The sequence below is a fragment of the Variovorax sp. dw_308 genome (assembly GCF_019207085.1).
In the GTDB taxonomy this organism is placed as follows: Bacteria; Pseudomonadota; Gammaproteobacteria; order Burkholderiales; family Burkholderiaceae_C; genus Variovorax.
In genome coordinates, this window is sequence record NZ_JAATOM010000019.1 from 103,942 (window position 1) to 120,301 (window position 16,360).

The 16,360-nt window shown below is 64.1% G+C and carries 17 protein-coding genes; 11 read left to right on the forward strand and 6 right to left on the reverse strand.

From position 1 onward, the window contains the following. Nucleotides 1-30: 30 nt before the first annotated feature. The 9 genes from HCU76_RS27500 to HCU76_RS27540 all read left to right on the forward strand — a co-directional run bounded on the left by HCU76_RS27500 (nucleotide 31) and on the right by HCU76_RS27540 (nucleotide 9,466). On the forward strand, nucleotides 31-837 hold the full coding sequence (locus tag HCU76_RS27500) for a TrbG/VirB9 family P-type conjugative transfer protein (protein WP_256354504.1): 807 nt from the start codon (nucleotides 31-33) through the stop codon (nucleotides 835-837). Further along, on the forward strand, nucleotides 834-2,198 hold the full coding sequence (virB10, locus tag HCU76_RS27505) for a type IV secretion system protein VirB10 (RefSeq protein WP_213956780.1): 1,365 nt from the start codon (nucleotides 834-836) through the stop codon (nucleotides 2,196-2,198). The genes HCU76_RS27500 and virB10 overlap by 4 nt, the downstream gene beginning before the upstream one ends. Continuing rightward, on the forward strand, nucleotides 2,167-3,306 hold the full coding sequence (gene virB11, locus HCU76_RS27510) for a P-type DNA transfer ATPase VirB11 (RefSeq protein ID WP_256354505.1): 1,140 nt from the start codon (nucleotides 2,167-2,169) through the stop codon (nucleotides 3,304-3,306). Before virB10 ends, virB11 begins: the two co-directional genes overlap by 32 nt. Next, on the forward strand, nucleotides 3,272-5,215 hold the full coding sequence (locus HCU76_RS27515; protein WP_213956781.1) for a type IV secretory system conjugative DNA transfer family protein: 1,944 nt from the start codon (nucleotides 3,272-3,274) through the stop codon (nucleotides 5,213-5,215). Before virB11 ends, HCU76_RS27515 begins: the two co-directional genes overlap by 35 nt. An 18-nt stretch (nucleotides 5,216-5,233) precedes the next feature. Further along, on the forward strand, nucleotides 5,234-6,430 hold the full coding sequence (locus HCU76_RS27520) for an LPD7 domain-containing protein (RefSeq protein ID WP_213956782.1): 1,197 nt from the start codon (nucleotides 5,234-5,236) through the stop codon (nucleotides 6,428-6,430). 29 nt (nucleotides 6,431-6,459) lie between these two features. Beyond that, nucleotides 6,460-7,032, forward strand: a complete 573-nt coding sequence (locus tag HCU76_RS27525) for a phospholipase D family protein (protein ID WP_256354506.1) — start codon at nucleotides 6,460-6,462, stop codon at nucleotides 7,030-7,032. Between the two features lies 1 nt (nucleotide 7,033). Continuing rightward, nucleotides 7,034-7,750, forward strand: a complete 717-nt coding sequence (locus HCU76_RS27530) for a TraX family protein (protein ID WP_218511102.1) — start codon at nucleotides 7,034-7,036, stop codon at nucleotides 7,748-7,750. A gap of 109 nt (nucleotides 7,751-7,859) precedes the next feature. After that, on the forward strand, nucleotides 7,860-8,342 hold the full coding sequence (locus HCU76_RS27535; RefSeq protein WP_213956784.1) for a hypothetical protein: 483 nt from the start codon (nucleotides 7,860-7,862) through the stop codon (nucleotides 8,340-8,342). After that, nucleotides 8,339-9,466 carry a zeta toxin family protein gene (locus HCU76_RS27540; protein ID WP_213956785.1) on the forward strand — a complete coding sequence of 376 codons (1,128 nt, stop codon included), beginning with the start codon at nucleotides 8,339-8,341 and terminating at the stop codon, nucleotides 9,464-9,466. Before HCU76_RS27535 ends, HCU76_RS27540 begins: the two co-directional genes overlap by 4 nt. Nucleotides 9,467-9,756: 290 nt before the next feature. Here the strand turns inward: HCU76_RS27540 and HCU76_RS27545 are convergent, their stop codons facing one another. The 4 genes from HCU76_RS27545 to HCU76_RS27560 form a co-directional block, all read right to left on the reverse strand. Beyond that, nucleotides 9,757-9,906 carry a hypothetical protein gene (locus tag HCU76_RS27545; RefSeq protein ID WP_213956786.1) on the reverse strand — a complete coding sequence of 50 codons (150 nt, stop codon included), beginning with the start codon at nucleotides 9,904-9,906 and terminating at the stop codon, nucleotides 9,757-9,759. 319 nt (nucleotides 9,907-10,225) lie between these two features. Continuing rightward, nucleotides 10,226-11,314, reverse strand: a complete 1,089-nt coding sequence (locus HCU76_RS27550; protein WP_256354507.1) for a relaxase/mobilization nuclease domain-containing protein — start codon at nucleotides 11,312-11,314, stop codon at nucleotides 10,226-10,228. After that, nucleotides 11,307-11,807 (reverse strand): hypothetical protein, encoded by a 501-nt coding sequence (locus tag HCU76_RS36860; RefSeq protein WP_256354508.1) that lies wholly within the window; start codon nucleotides 11,805-11,807, stop codon nucleotides 11,307-11,309. Before HCU76_RS36860 ends, HCU76_RS27550 begins: the two co-directional genes overlap by 8 nt. 328 nt (nucleotides 11,808-12,135) lie before the next feature. After that, the gene (locus HCU76_RS27560) at nucleotides 12,136-12,393 is read right to left on the reverse strand and encodes a hypothetical protein (RefSeq protein ID WP_213956787.1); all 258 of its coding nucleotides are present in this window, start codon (nucleotides 12,391-12,393) and stop codon (nucleotides 12,136-12,138) included. A 95-nt stretch (nucleotides 12,394-12,488) separates the two neighbouring features. Between HCU76_RS27560 and HCU76_RS27565 the strand changes: the two genes are divergently transcribed. After that, nucleotides 12,489-12,686 (forward strand): hypothetical protein, encoded by a 198-nt coding sequence (locus HCU76_RS27565; protein ID WP_213956788.1) that lies wholly within the window; start codon nucleotides 12,489-12,491, stop codon nucleotides 12,684-12,686. A 47-nt stretch (nucleotides 12,687-12,733) separates the two neighbouring features. On the opposite strand, the gene HCU76_RS27570 is transcribed toward HCU76_RS27565, so the two are convergent. Then, nucleotides 12,734-15,301 (reverse strand): ParB/RepB/Spo0J family partition protein, encoded by a 2,568-nt coding sequence (locus HCU76_RS27570; RefSeq protein ID WP_213956789.1) that lies wholly within the window; start codon nucleotides 15,299-15,301, stop codon nucleotides 12,734-12,736. 131 nt (nucleotides 15,302-15,432) lie between these two features. Between HCU76_RS27570 and HCU76_RS27575 the strand changes: the two genes are divergently transcribed. Next, nucleotides 15,433-15,813 carry a hypothetical protein gene (locus HCU76_RS27575; RefSeq protein WP_213956790.1) on the forward strand — a complete coding sequence of 127 codons (381 nt, stop codon included), beginning with the start codon at nucleotides 15,433-15,435 and terminating at the stop codon, nucleotides 15,811-15,813. A 33-nt stretch (nucleotides 15,814-15,846) separates the two neighbouring features. Here HCU76_RS27575 and HCU76_RS27580 read toward each other — a convergent pair whose 3' ends face one another. Further along, nucleotides 15,847-16,194, reverse strand: a complete 348-nt coding sequence (locus tag HCU76_RS27580; RefSeq protein ID WP_213956791.1) for a DUF2958 domain-containing protein — start codon at nucleotides 16,192-16,194, stop codon at nucleotides 15,847-15,849. Nucleotides 16,195-16,360 lie beyond the last annotated feature (166 nt).

Sequence of the window (16,360 nt, forward strand, 5' to 3'; positions counted from 1 at the left end):
TCCTTCCCCGCAGTCCTGCTCGCAGGCGCCTTGATCCTCGTCTTCGCCCCGGTCCTCGCGCCAGAGGGCACTGCCTTTGCTGCGACCATGCCGCCGATGGGACGGGTCGATGCGCGCATCCGCGTCGTCGCCTACAACCCGGACGATGTGGTCACGCTGCAGGGCTATGTCGGCTACCAGATCCACCTGCAGTGGGCGGAAGGCGAAGAGTTCGTCAATCTCGGCTCTGGCGACAACGGGGCATTCGATGTGGGTGCGGAGCGCAACCACTTCTTCATCAAGCCGAAGGAAGCGCACGCGTCGACCAACCTTACCGTGCTGACGAACCGCAGGGCCTATCACTTCGACTACGTCGTCTCCGCCAACGCGCCCACGGGGGCTGCCGCCCGACGCATGGTCTATTCGATCCGCTTCACCTATCCCGAAGACGACGCGCGATTTGCCGCTGCCGAGCGGGAACGACAACGGACGGAGGCACGCATCCGGCAGTCGGCCACGGGGAGGCCGCTCAACACCGACTACTGGTTTTGCGGCAGCGACAGCCTGAAGCCCATGAGCGCCGTTGACGACGGCGTGCAAACGCGGCTGCGCTTCCAGGCGCGATCCGAATTTCCGGCCATGTTCGTCCAGAACGACGACGGCACGGAGTCATTGTTGAACTTCAATATCGAGGACGACGAGGTCGTGATCCATCGTGTGGCCCGACGCTTCGTCTTGCGCCGGGGCAAGCTGGTCGGTTGCGTCTTGAACCAGTCGTTCGCGGGCGGTGGAGCTCGCACGAAGGCAAACACCAACGTACCGGGAGTCCAGCGCACGAATTCAGGAGAGAACCCATGACTCGGCAGGATCGGTTTCGCCATGCCCCTCCCGGCGAGCCATCATCAGTCGATGGTGGCAGCGATTCGTACGACGTCGACCAGGAGACTGGAGAGATCCTTTCGCCACGGGAGGATCCGCAGGGCCGGAACGATGCGTCCATCCCGAACGCCGGGGCAGCCACGGTACAGGGCGAACGGGCGATCCCGTCGGTCAACCGCGAGCGTTCGATCCAGTCTCGCATCAGTGGCTCGCTCGCGCTCGGCACGTTTGTCCTCCTTGGCGTCGGATTTCTGTTCTGGTACTACAACACGCAGTACTCCAGGGCCCATGAGGTCGAGGAGACCGCAAAGAAAGCCGCCGCAGCGCGCGCGGGCGGTGAGATGAAGGTTCCCCCCTTGGGCCGCGTCGATCCCCCAAGGCCCGCGCAGGGCTCAGTTCCCGTCGCTGCGCCGGCAGCCCTCCCCACGCCCCCGACGGTGCCAGCCACAAACACCAACGCAGGTCCGCCACAGAAAACCCCGGAGCAACTCGCGCTCGAGCGACAACTCGGGATCCCGGTCTTACGACGTGCACAGACAGCGCAGACACCGGGCCCGGCTGGGCCCCCTGGCCCATATGGCCCCTACGGTGGGTACATGGGCGCACAGCCCGGCGCCCTGCCCAACATGGCGCAGCTCCTCGGCACCCTCCAGATGCCGGGCACGGCTGCGCCTGTCGCGGGCGGAACCCTGGCAGCCAACCTGAGGCCCACGCCGACGCCGGCAGTGACCGCCCAGATGCTGCCGACCCGACGCATGTTGCTGCCCAAGGGCGCATTCATCGATTGCACGCTGGAGACGGCCATCGATTCCACCTATGAAGGCATGACCACCTGCATAGGGGCAAGCGACATCTACGGCGCGGATGGCAAGGTGGTGCTGCTCGAACGGGGCACGAAGTACGTCGGTGAGCAGCGCGGCGAACCGCGGCAGGGACAGGGCCGCGTTTTCGTGGTCTGGAACGAGGCGCGCACGCCCACGGGCGTTGTCGTGCAGCTTGCCTCCCCGGGCACAGACGAGCTTGGCCGGAACGGCCTCCCCGGCTTCGTCGACAGGCACTTCTGGGAGCGGTTTGGCGCGGCCATCCTGATCTCGGTGATCGACGGGACGATGCAGGCTATCGCCGCCAGCCAGCAAAGCGGCACCAACGTCGGCAGTGGGGGTGGCGTGGTGCTCGGCCCGCAAAGCGGGCGTGACGTCGTGACCGAAGTGCTTCGCAGCACCGTCAACATACCGCCGACCGTCATCAAGAACCAAGGGGAACGCATCCAGATCCTCGTGGCACGCGACGTGGACTTCAGGACAGTCTATGCACTCCGAAACGATCCAGCCAATCCGTGACGTTGCGCCGCACGCGACGACTCGGTTCGAAGGCGGCAACAGCGGCGTCGCCCAGCACGGCATGACGCTGACGGACGGGCCGTCGTCGCTTTCGCTGTTCCTTGGTCCACTGGCCTCCTTGCTCAACGACACGGAAGTCACCGAGATCTGCATCAATCAGCCTGGCTCGGCTTTCGTGGAGCGACAGTCAGGCTGGAAGCACGAGGTTCTCCCCTTCGCGAGCTTTGAGTGGTGCATGTCGATCGCCAAGCTCGTCGCCAATTTCACGCGCCAGCGCATCTCGGCCAGCGAGCCCTTGTTGTCCGCAACGCTGCCGGGCGGCGAGCGCATCCAGATCGTGCTGCCTCCCGCCACCGAGGACAGGACCGTCTCGATCACGATCCGGCGGCCGTCGAACGTGCTGTGGACACTGGAAGAACTCGAGGCCTTCAACATCTTCGACGCCACGCGTGGCGCGCCCGCGGCACGCTGTCAAGTAAACAGCGAAGGCGCTCTTGCCCCCGCTGACCGGGAACTGATGGGCCTGCTAGCAACGCGCAGGTTCGTGCAGTTCCTGCGCCGGGCCGTTCAGTTGCGCAAGAACATCCTGCTCTCAGGCGCCACCGGCTCAGGCAAGACCACGATCAGCAAGGCGCTGATCCTCGAAGTGCCCGCCGAAGACCGGCTGGTGACGATCGAGGACGTGAAGGAACTGTCGCTGCGCAACCAGCCGAACCATGTGCGACTCTTTTATTCGCAAGGTGCCCAGGGTCAGGCATCGGTGACGCCGGGACAGCTGCTCGCAAGCGCGAAGCGCCAGCGCCCGGACCGCGTCTTTGTGTCCGAGCTTCGCACGGGCGATGAGGTCTATGACTACCTCGTCTCAGTGAACACCGGCCACCCGGGCTCGATCACGAGCATCCATGCAGACAGCGCGGAGATGGCCTTCGTGGCGCTCGCGCAGTTGATGAAGCGCAGCGAAGCTGGCCAGGGCATGAGCACACGCGAAGGCGTCGAACTGGCGCAGCTCAGCGTGGACGTGGTGGTGCAGTGCGCGCGGGACCGTCAGCGCCGCATGGTGCGGGAGATCTGGTATGACCCTGGTACCAAGCTCAGAGGGCTCCCGTAGCCCGCTTAAGGTGGGAGCAGCGCTGCTGCTGGCGGCGGTGGTAGGCCTGTACCTCGCGGGCTACTTCTTCCTGATGGCCGTGAAGTTGCCGCCGCACGACGCCACTCCGCTCACAACTTATCGGTACTGGCAGGACTACGGCGAGCGCCCGGACATCCGGCGCGCCTTGCTGATGGCGCTGGCCGGAGGCGAAGGACTTGCGCTCGGTGTCATCGGATTCGCGCTCTTGCCACGGCGTCGGCCGTTGCACGGGGAAGCACGCTTCGCGCGCCGGCGGGAGATCGAACAGGCCGGCCTCCTCGGCGAGGCAGGGATCATCCTGGGCCGCCTCGGCAACCGGTACCTCGTGCTCCCGGGTCAGCAGGGCGTGGAACTCGAAGCCCCGCCCCGCAGTGGCAAAGGCGTCGGCGTCGTCATTCCGAACCTGCTGAACTGGCCAGGCTCCACGATCGTCAGCGACATCAAGGGCGAGAATTTCATCCGCACCGCGGGCTTCCGCAAGGCGCATGGCCAGGAAGTCCACCTGTTCGACCCGCTGTCGGAACGAGAACGCTCCGCGCGCTGGAACCCGCTGGGCTATGTCTCCGAGATTCCCTACCGTTGCATCGACGATCTCCAGCGCATCGGCACCATGCTGTTTCCGGATCCCCATGCCGGCGATCCATTCTGGACCTCGTCGGCGCGTTCGCTGTTCCTGGGCATCGCCCTGTATCTCTTCGAGACCGAAGGTGCGACCCGCACGCTGGGTGAGGTGCTGCGTCAAGGCATGGCCAGTGATGACGAAGGCTTCCAGAAACACTGGAAGCGTGTCATCGACGCCTGCGAGCGCGCCGGCTACCCGCTCTCGCAGGAAACCGTGCAAAGCCTCTATGACGTGATCGACCTCGCTCCCACCACCGCGTCGAGCATCCGCAAGACCTTCACCAGCCGACTCGACCTCTGGCTGAACCCGATGATCGACGCGGCCACCTCGGCCAACGATTTCGACCTGCGCGAGTTGCGCAAGCGTCCGATCTCCATCTACGTGCAGATCAACCCCGACAACATCGCGCGGCTTCAGCCACTGTTGAATCTGTTCTTCCAGCAGGCGATCGGCTTGCAGACGCGCGAACTGCCCGAGAACAACCCGGAACTCAGACACCAGTTGCTGCTCATGCTCGACGAGTTTCCGGCCCTTGGACGCATCCCCGTGATCGCGGAATCCACCGCCTTCCTGCCGGGCTACAACGTCCGCACCGTGATCATCGTCCAGTCGAACTCCCAGCTCATCGAGAAGTACGGCGTCGAGGGAGCCAAGTCGATCCGCAAGATGCTGGCAGCGCGAATAGTCTTTCCGCCGAAGGAGTTCGAGGACGCCGAGGCCGTTTCGCGTGAGCTCGGAACCTACACGGTCAAGCAGAAAAGCGTCAGTCGCCCCATGTGGGGCGGCGCGGGCAAGTCGCCGAGCGTGAGCATCAGCGAGCAGCCTCGCCGCCTCCTGCTGCCGCCGGAGGTCAAGGAGCTGGGCGCCGACTGGTTGATCTTGTTCTACGAAGGCCTGCGCCCCGTCTTAGCACACCGCGTCTTTTACTTCCGCGACAAGTACTTCGCCCGGCGCGAGCTGCCGCCACCGGAGGTTCCCAAACTTGAGATCGCGAAGCCGTCCAACTCGCGGCCGCCGACGGCCGCCCCGGCGTCCAGGAACGACTCCCGCGCCAAGCGACCCCAATCCTCTTCGTCCACCGCCCATGCCACTTCCAAGGAAACCAAGGAGGTACCCGAAATGCAAGTCGATCCAGCTCGCCTTGACGAGCTCAACCTCGATGACTTTTCCCTTGACTTCGACGACGTCGTGATCCCCAAGGGGGGATGGACCGATGCGGAAGTCCAGGCCGCGGCCGACAGGTTCGTGTCGCAACTGCTCGACTGAGATCGTGAGGCAAACACCATGGCTAACCCTCAAGACCAGAACGACGACGCCGATGATGCTGGCTCGGTCGGCGAACACCCGCCCGTACCTTCAAAGCCGTCGAATAGGATCGTCCCGGACGCAGTCGCACAGCGCTTTCTGCGCATCGGTGATCGGTACTTCTTTGCTGACCGCACTCTCGCGTTCGTTGATCACGGTGACCGCCTGAAGGTACGCACGCACAACCTCGAAGTGGTGCACAGCGTCGTGGCCATCATGGAGGCGCGGGGCTGGCAAACCATTCGGGTGACCGGGACCAAAGAATTCCGTCAGAAGGTCTGGCACGAAGCCACCATGCGGGGCATCGGCGTTCAGGGCTACGAACCAGACCCGCTGGAGATGCATCAACTGCAGCGCACTTTGGATCGTGATTCGAAGCCGCCTTCGCACGAGCCTGCGCGGGATAGGCAGGACAAGCGTGGCAAGCAGGACAAGCGTGGCAAGCAGGGCAAGCGGGGCAAGCGGGATGCCATAACTACGCGCAACGATGCACCCGAACTGAGTGGCCCTTCACCCAATGATCCTGAACCCGCCGGTTCACGCACGGGTATGCGTCCACCGACCGTCGGAGTGCTCCTGGCGCACGCCGCCGCACCCTATCAGTTCGATCCCGAACAGCGGCTGTCGTACTACGTGCGCGTTGAGACAGAAGTCGGGGAACGTACTCTTTGGGGGACTGACCTGGAACGCGCCATCGCGGAGTCGCGCTCTGACGCACAGGTCGGAGATGAGGTCGTCATCGCTCAGCGCGGCGCGCGGGCTGTCACCGTTCGGGTGCCGGCTCGCAATGCCGAAGGCGAACTGATTGGCGACAAGAAACTCGTCGCGCAGCGTACGACTTGGAGCGTTGAGAAAGCCCACTACCTGGAAACCCTGGAGCGCAAGGCCAATCTTCTTCGAACCGGTGAGGTTTCACCGGTTGACGTCGTGTCGCAGTTTCCAGACCTGACGGGCGCGGTCGTTGGTGTGAAACTGGCCGAGCAATTCGCGCAACGCCTGACGCCGGATCCCGCCGAACAGGCGCGCGTCGTCCAGGCAATTCGCACAGGCTTGGCCAATGCGATTGCTCAAGGCCAGCAGATCAAACTTCCTGAGCAGCGGGCCCATCAAAACCCGGTTCACCATCGCAATCGCGGTGGTCCGTCTCGGGAAGAGCGGCAGCATTCTCGTGGGTGAGATCAACGAATGACCTGAACGTCGCCTCCATGTCGACTCAGCAATCCTCTTCCAAAATCACAAGCCGTTTCCTGTCGACGGTGGTGATGGCGTGCTGCGCATTTGCTGCAACGCCACCTGCGTTGGCGCAACTCGTTCCCGCGCAACCTGTTGTGGTCTCGACCGCCTTCACGCCGGGTAGGGCCTTGGCGCTCGTGCTCGACACGATTCGAGGCGCACGGTCGACCATCTTCGTCGCGGCATACACCTTCACCAGCAAGCCCGTCGCCACCGAGTTGCTTGAAGCGTCGAAGCGCGGCGTGAAGGTGTTCGTCCTCGCCGACGCCACGGAGGCTGGCAAGGGATATTCAGCCGTGCGTTTCCTCGCAAATGAGAGAGTGCCGGTGCGCACCAACGGACGCTACGCGATCCAGCACAACAAGTTCATGGTGATCGACGGCGTCACAGTGCAGACGGGCAGCTTCAACTACACCTCCTCGGCGGCGCAGCGCAATGCAGAGAACGTGATCGTGGTTCGCAACGCCCCAGCTACCTCGGCCCAGTACGACGCAGAATGGCGCCGCCTCTGGAACGAAGGTTCTGAACTCGCGCCGTCCTATTGACATGACGAAGGCGCTGCACGGCGATGTCCCGCGTGCCGCAATAGGCGGCCGCCCCGCCCCGCTACGGGTTGCCACGGGGACCCTGGAAGCCCTGAAGTGGCTGGGCTTGGTCCTGATGACGCGGGACCACGTCAACAAGTACCTTCTTGGAGAAGCGAGCGCCGTGCTCTTCGACCTCGGCCGCATGGTCATGCCCGTCTTCGGCTTTGTCCTCATGTACAACCTCGCGCGGCCCGGAGCCTTGGCCGCGGGCGTGCATGTGCGGGTCATGGGACGATTGCTGGTGTTCGGCGCCCTCTCCACACCGATGTTCGTCGCGCTGGTCGGGTGGTGGCCCCTGAACATCCTCTTCATGCTGCTTCTCTCCACTGGGATCACTTGGCTGCTTGAGTGCGGCGGTCGGGTCCAAACCGTCCTGGCGGTGCTGACCTTCATGCTGGTGGGTGCGGTGGTGGAATTCTGGTGGTTCGGAGTGTTGACGTGCCTTGGTGCTTGGGCGTACTGCCGGAAGCCCACCGGGGTGCGCCTCGCGCTGTGGGCCATGTCACTGGCGTCGCTTTGGCTCATCAACCGGAACTTCGCCGCGATGGCAGCGCTTCTCCTCCTCCTGGCGGCAACGCGAATCGATCTTCCACTCGAACGTCGTCGCTGGCTTTTCTATGGCTTCTATCCCGTTCACCTCGCTGCGATCTGGTTGGCCTTGAAGCTCATTTCATAAGCGACGCAGCCCGTCACGGGTCCCTAACGGGGCGAGCCGCATTCCACGCAACTTTCAGAGGCCGGCCAGGTCTGGCGGGCGGTGCAGTGCTGCTATAACTCGCGTCGCCATGGACAACAGCCCGATCATCCGCTTCCGCCTCGACCGCGAAATTGCCGAGCGCGCGCACCGCATGGCCGCAGAGCGGGGCCTGGAGTTGCCAGACATCATGCGCATGATGCTGACCAAGGCGGTGCGCATTGGTGACTTTTCCATTGACCAGGAACAGCCTGCGCGCGACAGACCCCCCGAAAGTCGATCGGCGCTGGCCTACGAACCGCGCTACTGGGCCGATGCTCTGGCCGCCCTTGACGCAGAGGCTGCACTGGCCGTTCTCCACCAAGCCATCGCCGACCGCACGGCGTGGCTCGACGAAGGCTTGGCCTCCAGGAAACCGGATCTGAAGCGGCTTGAGACAGTCCGCAACGAGCGTGATGAAGCGTGTGAGCTGCTGGCCTCCTTCGATCCAAAGAATACCGCTGCCGTCGCAAAGATCCTGGATCGATTCTCACCCGACTCAAACGAAGGGCCAGCACCGGAGGCACAGACATGATCTCGGCACGCCTGAGCCAGGAGCAGCGCGACCGGATATACGAGGGTCGAATTCGCCCGGATCTGCTCGCTGGCGCCGCGCCGTCAAGGACCCCGGCCGCGATGATTGTCGCGGGACAACCAGGAGCCGGCATCCCTTTCGCGGCGGCTACCCTTCGCCTCGAACTGGCGAAGACGATCGGCGCCGTGGTGCAGCTGAGCGACGATCGACTGCGCGCCTATCACCCCGCCTGGCGGCCGGGCGCGGGGGCTGGATTGCTCAGCGCCCCAGGCTTGGAGCCGGAGGTCGCCTACTGGTCGAATCGCATCGTCCAGGACGCGCAGCAGGGCCGCATGCACCTTCTGGTCGAGGATGAGATACGCGATCCCCGCTCGATCTACAGGGTGGCCACCACGTTGCGCAAGGATGCGTACGTCGTTCAGGCCGTGTTTGTGGCAACCAACGGGGACGAGAGCTCGCTGTCGGCAATGGCGCAGTACGACCTCTGGCGCGATCGGGGGCTCGCTTCACGCTTCGTCTCGAAGCAGGAGCACGATTTGGCGTTAGCCAACGTTCGCTCGGCCATCGGCCTGCTGGAAGAGCGGCGCGCTGTGGACGGCTTGCGGATCATCGACCGGAACGCGCTGCAGTTCTACGAGAACCGCCTGGTCGAAGGCAAGTGGAAGCGGGAGCCGCGCGCCCAAGCCGCCCTGGATACCGTGCGTGACAAGCCCCGATTGCCCAAGGACCTCGCGAAGTTCGCCATGCGATGGGAGACGCTGGTGCAGCGCCTCGCGCACAGCCCGGACGTGCCTCGCGACGTCGCCAGCCAGGCGCTCATATGGCGTAACGACGCTGCTGCGCGCTGCGAGGCAACGCCGGCCGCCGCGCAGATGTTGCAATGGGCTCATGAGGGCGCCGCCTTCCGAGTCATGGACCGCTTCGAATTCGAGCGGGAGTTTCCGCATCACAAGCGCGCGGTCAATGCACTTGGCGCAGCAGTCGTCGAAGCTGAGAAGTACGAAGAAACAGAGAGCGCCCGCTTCCTGGCCAGTGCTCGCGAAAACATCGCGCAGCGCATCGAGCGCGGCGACATGGCACGCATTGCGGCGCGAGAGAAAGAGCGCGAACCGCCGATTCGCTGAGCAGGTCATTCCTGTATCGCCCGACCAGTCCGGCCGTTGCCTCGCCCCCGCTAAGCTTCAAGACTTTGCTGCAAAAGCGTCGTAGATCGAAGCTGGGGCTACTTACGTACCCGACCATGAGCTGGTATTCGTGTGGCCGCCGCGAACTGGCGCTGAAGACTGGGTGCTGCCTCTCGAATTTCGCCTCCGAATGACGGCGATCGTAGCAAGCTGAAGTTCGGCCGCAGCGTTCTTCGATGCGAGCGGTGGTGGCCTCGGAATTTTCAGCAGACTGACGGGGTCTCCAGGGGTCAACGCGCTGGGCGCTGGCAGACCATGCGGCCGGTCTTCTTGTCCCAGTGACACTTCTTGGCAGCGGCGAAGGCGCTCGTAGGCGCCAAGACGGCCAGTCCGAAGGCTGCGACGACGCCCACGAGAACCAATTGCTTGAGGTGCTTCATGTTGGCCACTCTACAGCACGCATAGACGTCCTGCGACGGCGTATGGATTGGCCGCTCAAGGTACGACAGAACCCCGGTCCGATGCAAGACTGTGACGGTTGGCTATCTCTGCAAACGAGCCAGCCAGCGGTCGATACTTACCGCTGTGGGTTGGTGCCGCTCGAGACGCAAGAGACGCTCGACTGAGTACAGCCAACGGCTGCAGTGAGTCGCGCCCTCGCCGCGCGATTGCCGAGACGAGAGCAACGCCGGTGGATGATTCAACCTCTATCGCACCTAAGCCGTGCCCGCACTTGCTTGGGTCGTTTTTGCATCAGGCCTAGCGGCTTCGATCCTTCGACTGATCCCTACCATCAGAGTCACGCGCGCCTCGGCGCGCTTTCAACGCTTCAAGCAGCCTGCTCGCCATCTGCTCGCGGTCCGTACGCACGGGTGGCATTGCGACTACAAATCGCTCCACCTGCTTTGCCAAGGCCTCGTCACCCTGCAGTCGAAGTGCCTCGATCGTTGCCTTCCAATCAGCTTCGACCTGACCACGGGTTGCCGACAGAGTCGCCCTGCCCGGATCGGGAAGCGCCTGGCGTGACCGAAGATCTTCCCCGACGCTTTCAACCTTGCGACGAAAGAAAGTAGATGGCGCGGGAGGTCGCCGTCCTGCACGCTCGTTGCTCGGAAGACTCTGGAACGCCCGCACTGCGCGAAGGCGATGATGAATCGGATCCTTGCTGGGAGTCTTCATCTGCCCGCGAATCTGGCGCGGCGTAGCATTCGCAGCGACTCCTTGTTCGCGCATCAACGCCGCGAACTGCTCACGCCACTGACGCAGCGTCTCCTTGCGAATGTAGAGCCGCTTGCCGGGCTCAGTTTCATGTTGGCATTTCACGACCAGATGCACATGCGGATGCGCCTGATCGGTGTGCAGGGCCATTGCGTACCGATATTGCAAAGCAAAGTTTTCGCGGGCGAAGTCGCGGGCTGCACGCAGCACCTTTTCGGGCGGCGTGCCCGAAGGCATCGACAACACGATGTTGTGCACCAGCTTTGCCCGCGTGTCCTTCTGTCCTTCCCGCGGCTTGGGCTTGTACTGGCTTGGACAAAGATCAAGCTGCCAGTCGACCAGCAGGCCATCCGCAACGTCGCGGCCTTGCAGCGTCAGCCCGTCGTCGGTCTCGATTTCAACCTTGCCGTGACGACCGATGTATTTCAGGTGCGCCCTCGCACCGCCGCAGTCGCGCGCGCCGCCAGACACCTTGACCATCACTTCCGGGACGCGACTGGTGGTGCGTTTGACTTGCTCGACCTGTTCCGGATTCAACCGCAACGTGCCGCCTGGCCCTCGGCGACCATAGCTCACGATGTCGAGTTCCATGCCCGCAGTGCGCGGCAATGAGACGATGCGCTTAGGCATTGCCAGCCTCCCATCCGATCAGGTTCATGCGCACCAAGCCGGAGACGTTTTCACGCACGCTCTCGACTGTATTGCCGACGTCGATGAGTAAGTCTCGTGAAACCGCCGAAGAGCCCGTGCGAAGCTGGCGACCTAGTGCAGCCAGAAGCCCGGCCATGCATCTGAGCTCTTCGAGTTCGGCAGGCGGCATGACCGCAGGGCTGCGTACATGTGCTCGGATCAGCATCGCCAAATAGCTTGAGGTCTTCATGCGGCGCGCAGAAGCCTTGGCGTCCGCAAGCGCGCGATCGCCAGGGCGCAAACGAAGCGTGAGGCGGTCACCGGCGCAACCTTGATCGGCCTTTCGATCGGTCGGCAACGACGCTCCCGGCGTCGCGTTTACAGCAAGCACCTTGTCGACGAGCAACCCGAGCAATGCCGATTCGGTGAGGCCCTGCTGGGCCGCGAGGGCGGCGAATCTCGTCTTCGTTTCCGACGAAACGCGCATGGACATGACTGCGGATCGAGTGGCACTGGGCATCTGAACACCAAGGGCGTAAACAATGTCTGACGCCAGTCTATCCTGCCCTCAATCCCAAACAAGGACTCCCCGCCGTCATGCCGAACATTTCGAGGTTTCAGACCTTCAACCCTCCGACCTGCCTACCAACCAGGTGTCGTCATGCCGAACACGTCTTTGCAGCCGGCGCATGCAAGCGCTTCCCGAATCACCGAGGTAGGCGTGGCGTCATGCCGAACATATCGAGGGTTTCAGCCCTCCAAGTCACCTACCCACCAAGTGCCCTCAACCTCCGGCTGGTCCGTTAAAGACGACGCGATCCTCAATCGTGCCCGCTCGAGGCAATCCGCCGCGCGATCTCCACAACTCGCTCGGCCTCGTCCAGGCAGCGGGCGATGTCTGCCAGGTCGCTGTCCGGGCGATGTCGTTCGACTGCCTGAGCGACACCGAGCACTGCCAGTTGCAGCAACGCCTCGCACTCGTGCATGCGCTGGCATAGGCATTGCCACTCGAAGCGCGACAGCGGTGGCGCGGAGCCTTTTCGGAGCGACTGACTATCGCCGTTGACGGTCGCGCGCATGGCGGCCCCCTGCAGCGGTCGGTGCGTCGACCGCAGGAGCAGACACGCTCCCCGGGCCATTCAGCGGCACGGGCGTCAGGTCGCCTGAACTCCCGATGCCGGCAAGCACCGCAGGATCGGGCTGGAATCGCGTAGCGAACGAGTTGATCGAAGAGGGACTGGTCGTCGACGGGCGGGATGCCGGCATTGTCTCGATGATGACCACCGTGACGAGTAGCACGGCGGCGCCGGACACAATGAGCTTGTTTCGGATGTTCATGTCGAGCCTCCATGGAGAACTGTTTGAAGATTGAATGGAATGAGTGAATGGAACTGCCGGGGGCCGGCAGTCGCATGAAGTTCACGCTGATGGGTTTGCCTCGTGGCCGTCTGGCGAGTTCAATGTTTGCAATGGCAACGGCAGCCACCGCGTCCCTTCCAGCTTGCTCGCGCAGTAGCAGACCAGGTCCGGCTTCTTCATGCCAGCGGTCGCCTGTGTTGGGTCCATGCCAGTAGCCTCCTTCACGGCTTCGAGTGCCTTGGCCTTGCTGACGTGGCCGAGATAGCCCCCTGCGGTGGGCTCCCACCAGTCGGCCATGTCGAGGCCCAATGCCTGCGCCAGCGCATCGCTGTGATTGGACGTGTTGCGGGGGCGTGCGGCGATGGCGTTGACACTGCGGGCGGTGCAGTAGGCCAGCAGGTCGAGCATTGTTTCCTGCGGCTGCGCGAGCAGCCAGCGGAACAGCGCGGCAGGGTTGCCGGGGAGCCGATCACCCCACATCGTTTCCGCTTCGCCGAGCAGCGTGGCGGCGGGACTGTCGGCGTATTCGCTGGCTTCTCCTGCCAGAGTGCCGTCGCCGGTCACGCGAACTGCAACCTTGACGATGTCGTCGCCGCTGCCGTAGAGGCTGAACACGGTCTCTGCCATGCGGTGCACCAGCGTCGCGAGCGCCACCTGCGGGTTCTGCAGCAATGCGGCTTGCAGTGCCGCCGTGCGGTGCGCTGTCAGGTCGCGCATGAGCTTCTCGCTGAACTCGGGCCGGGTCGAAGGCTGTTCTGCCCGTTCTGCCTGTTCTGCCGCGCCCGAATCAGCATGGGTGATGTCACCCGGTTTTCTGGTCGTCGACTTGCGATCATCGGGCCGCACCAGCCCACGCTCGATCACGATCTCGCCGCGGTGGTCGAGCCGCACCATCGCACCGGCCCGTGCCAGTTGTGCGGGTGCCCAGTGCCGCAATGCAGACCGCGAGGCCATCAGATCTTCGTCAGCCTGGTCGAGCGCTTCGCATAGCTGCTGCTCGATGCGTTCGTAGTCGTCAGCGTCCGGATCGCCTTCGTCCTGATGCCGCTCATAGTCATCGGCACGTTGGCGCTGCTCGCTGGCGAGCCGCTCGATCGTCTCGGCTTCCTCGGGGGTCGGCTCGCGCTCGCTCTGGTCTTCACGGCCGTAGCGCCGCCATGCACTCATGTCGGACTCGAGAGAACATGCCACCCACGACCACCCCTCCTCCTTGACGATGAGTTCGATGCCGCGCAGCTTGTCCATGGCCAGTGCCTGCAGCATGGTCGGGTTGTCGAGGTAGATGCCAGAAAGATCTTCGGGCGAGGAGAACAGGTCGCGCCGCACACTGCCGCCTTCGGCTTCGTAGGCGTCGAGGCCGACGAAGCGGGCAAGCCGGCTGTCCGCACTGCAGGCTTCCTCGGTCACCGCGTTCCGGATGCGCCATGCGCTGCGGTCGTAGGGGCTGAGCCCGTCCCAGACGGCCTCTTGTGAGGCGGGGTCGTCGATCAAGGCCAGCGCCTGCAGTTGATCGGCTTCGATCTCATTGGCGCGGTAAAGGTCGAGGAAACGCGGGGCGAGCCGCGCCAGCTTGAGGCGGCGCTCCACGGTCAGGGGCGAAACGCCAAAGCGCGCGGCCACCTGCGCGACGGTAAGGCCATCCTCGATCAGGCGTCGGAAGGATTCCATCTGGTCCGCTGGATGTATGGCTTCGCGGCCAGAGTTCTCGGCGAGCGACACCTGGACAGCTTGCCCCTGCGCGTACAGCTTGCATTCGATCGGTTGATCGGCAGGCCAGCGAGCAGCGGCCACGAGCAGTTGCATCGCACGCAGTCGCCGTCCACCTGCAACCACGCCGAAGTGGTCGTCTCCCAGCGCCACGATGCTCAGACGTTGGAGCAACCCCTGGGATTCGATCAGCGCGGCCAGTTCGAGCAGGCCGTCCTCGTGATGGACCTTGCGCACGTTGGCATCGCTCAGGGTGAGTTGGTCCAATGGCACCAGCACGTCGCGTCCCATCGGCGCCTTGCGCAGCGCCATCGAAGCATCGACGGCAGCCGCAAGGCCGACTTTCTTGGCGGACGTGCTCACGCGCGGCGCTGTGGTCACGGTCTTCTTCGGCTTGGCAATGGCGGTCATTTCGGTTTCCTTTGCAGTTGAAGTTGAAAGAGATGCCGGGCTCCTAGATCTCGAGCCCTTCAATGAAGGGTTGGGGTTCGCATCGGCCTCCTGCCCGGAACTGGCCGCCGTTCTCCTGAGTCTTTCGCCCGGTGAACGACAGCGACGGCGGGGACGGGGGAGCAAGGGGGAAGGTTTGTAAAGCGAAGCTTTATGAAAACCCCCTTGCAGGCGCAGCCGGTCCCCCGGCACCGCGGGCGCAGAGTCACCGGACAAGGCGAAAGGCACAGGAGAACGGCAGAAACCGCCCGAGGCCGACGCGAGGCCCGACCGCCGCGCGGCGAGCGCCTCGACCTGCCGAAGGACAGGTCTGATCAGGGAAGTCCGGGCGGACGCAGTCCGCTGCGCCAGGGATGCGCAAGGCTGGCGCAGCCAGTCCCCGAAGGGGATGAGCGCGAAGGCGCGAACCTGGAGCAGCCCGACAGCGGCGAAGCCGGTGGGGCGCCCAAGGTATCGGGGATCAAGGCGCAAGTCCGCTGCAGCTATCGCCCGCCAATGCCACCGAAGTCCAGCACTCCCTCCCTCGCCAGATCACAATCAAATTCCATCCCGATTCCCACGTCCAGACCCGAAGCTGGAATGGCGCTTGCAAGGACCGAAGCATGCTGGGCACGCAACAGAAAGCAGTGATCCTCCAAAAGGCAGGCATGACCGTGCCGCCGTTTCCGCGTCGACGTCCGCAGCCACAGGATGGCGATCGGGACGGCGAGGCGCCAGCCTCGCAGCGACAGCTTGTCGCCGGTGACGGCGACGGCGACGGCGACAGAGGTGAGGCGGGAGAGCACGCACGGGAGGCAGCGGCCGATGCATGGAGCAAAGCTGTCGACAAGCTGTATGCCGACTACGCGCTCGCGCGCGCTGCGCACAGCCTTCGTGAAGCCGAACATGCGCGCATCCGCGGGGTTTCAAGAAGCGGCGGCGCCGCGGCCGCTTCGCGGCTTCCCTGCCCGGAGCCCGATACAGGCTCGGACGGACGCGGCTGAAAGCCGCCGGCGCAGACCGGCGGCTGTATCCGGCTACGCCTGAATGCGCCCTTGCAGCCGAGCCTCGTGCGCATAGGCGCTCAAGGGCTTGTCCGCCTGGAAATGCAGGTCCTGCCGGATGGGCCGGTTCATCAGACCCCGCACCGCTTCAAGCTCCTCAAGGGTGCAGGAGCCGATTTCCGGACTCCCCAGACCGAGGTCCATCAGCCCAAATGCAATTTCGCCAGCTTCGTCCAGTTCGGTAAGCAGCCAGGTGGCGCCGGCATCGGGCGTGAAGAGCTTGACGACCGGCAGCGGATCGAAGTCTTCCTGCACTTGAGCCCTGCGGCCATTGGCGATCAGCAGTTCGCGCTGCGCGTCGGAGATGAAGGATGCAATCATGATGAGCTCCTGGAACGGTTGCGGGCGGTATTGCCCGGGACCGTCGGAGGTCACGTCGCAGCGCAAGCGGTCAAGGTTCGAAGACGGCCGCAGGCCGCAAGCGCACGCAGTGCGCGCAGGCCTTGACGGCGAGCACGACGTGGCACGCTGCAGGGAACAGCAAGGC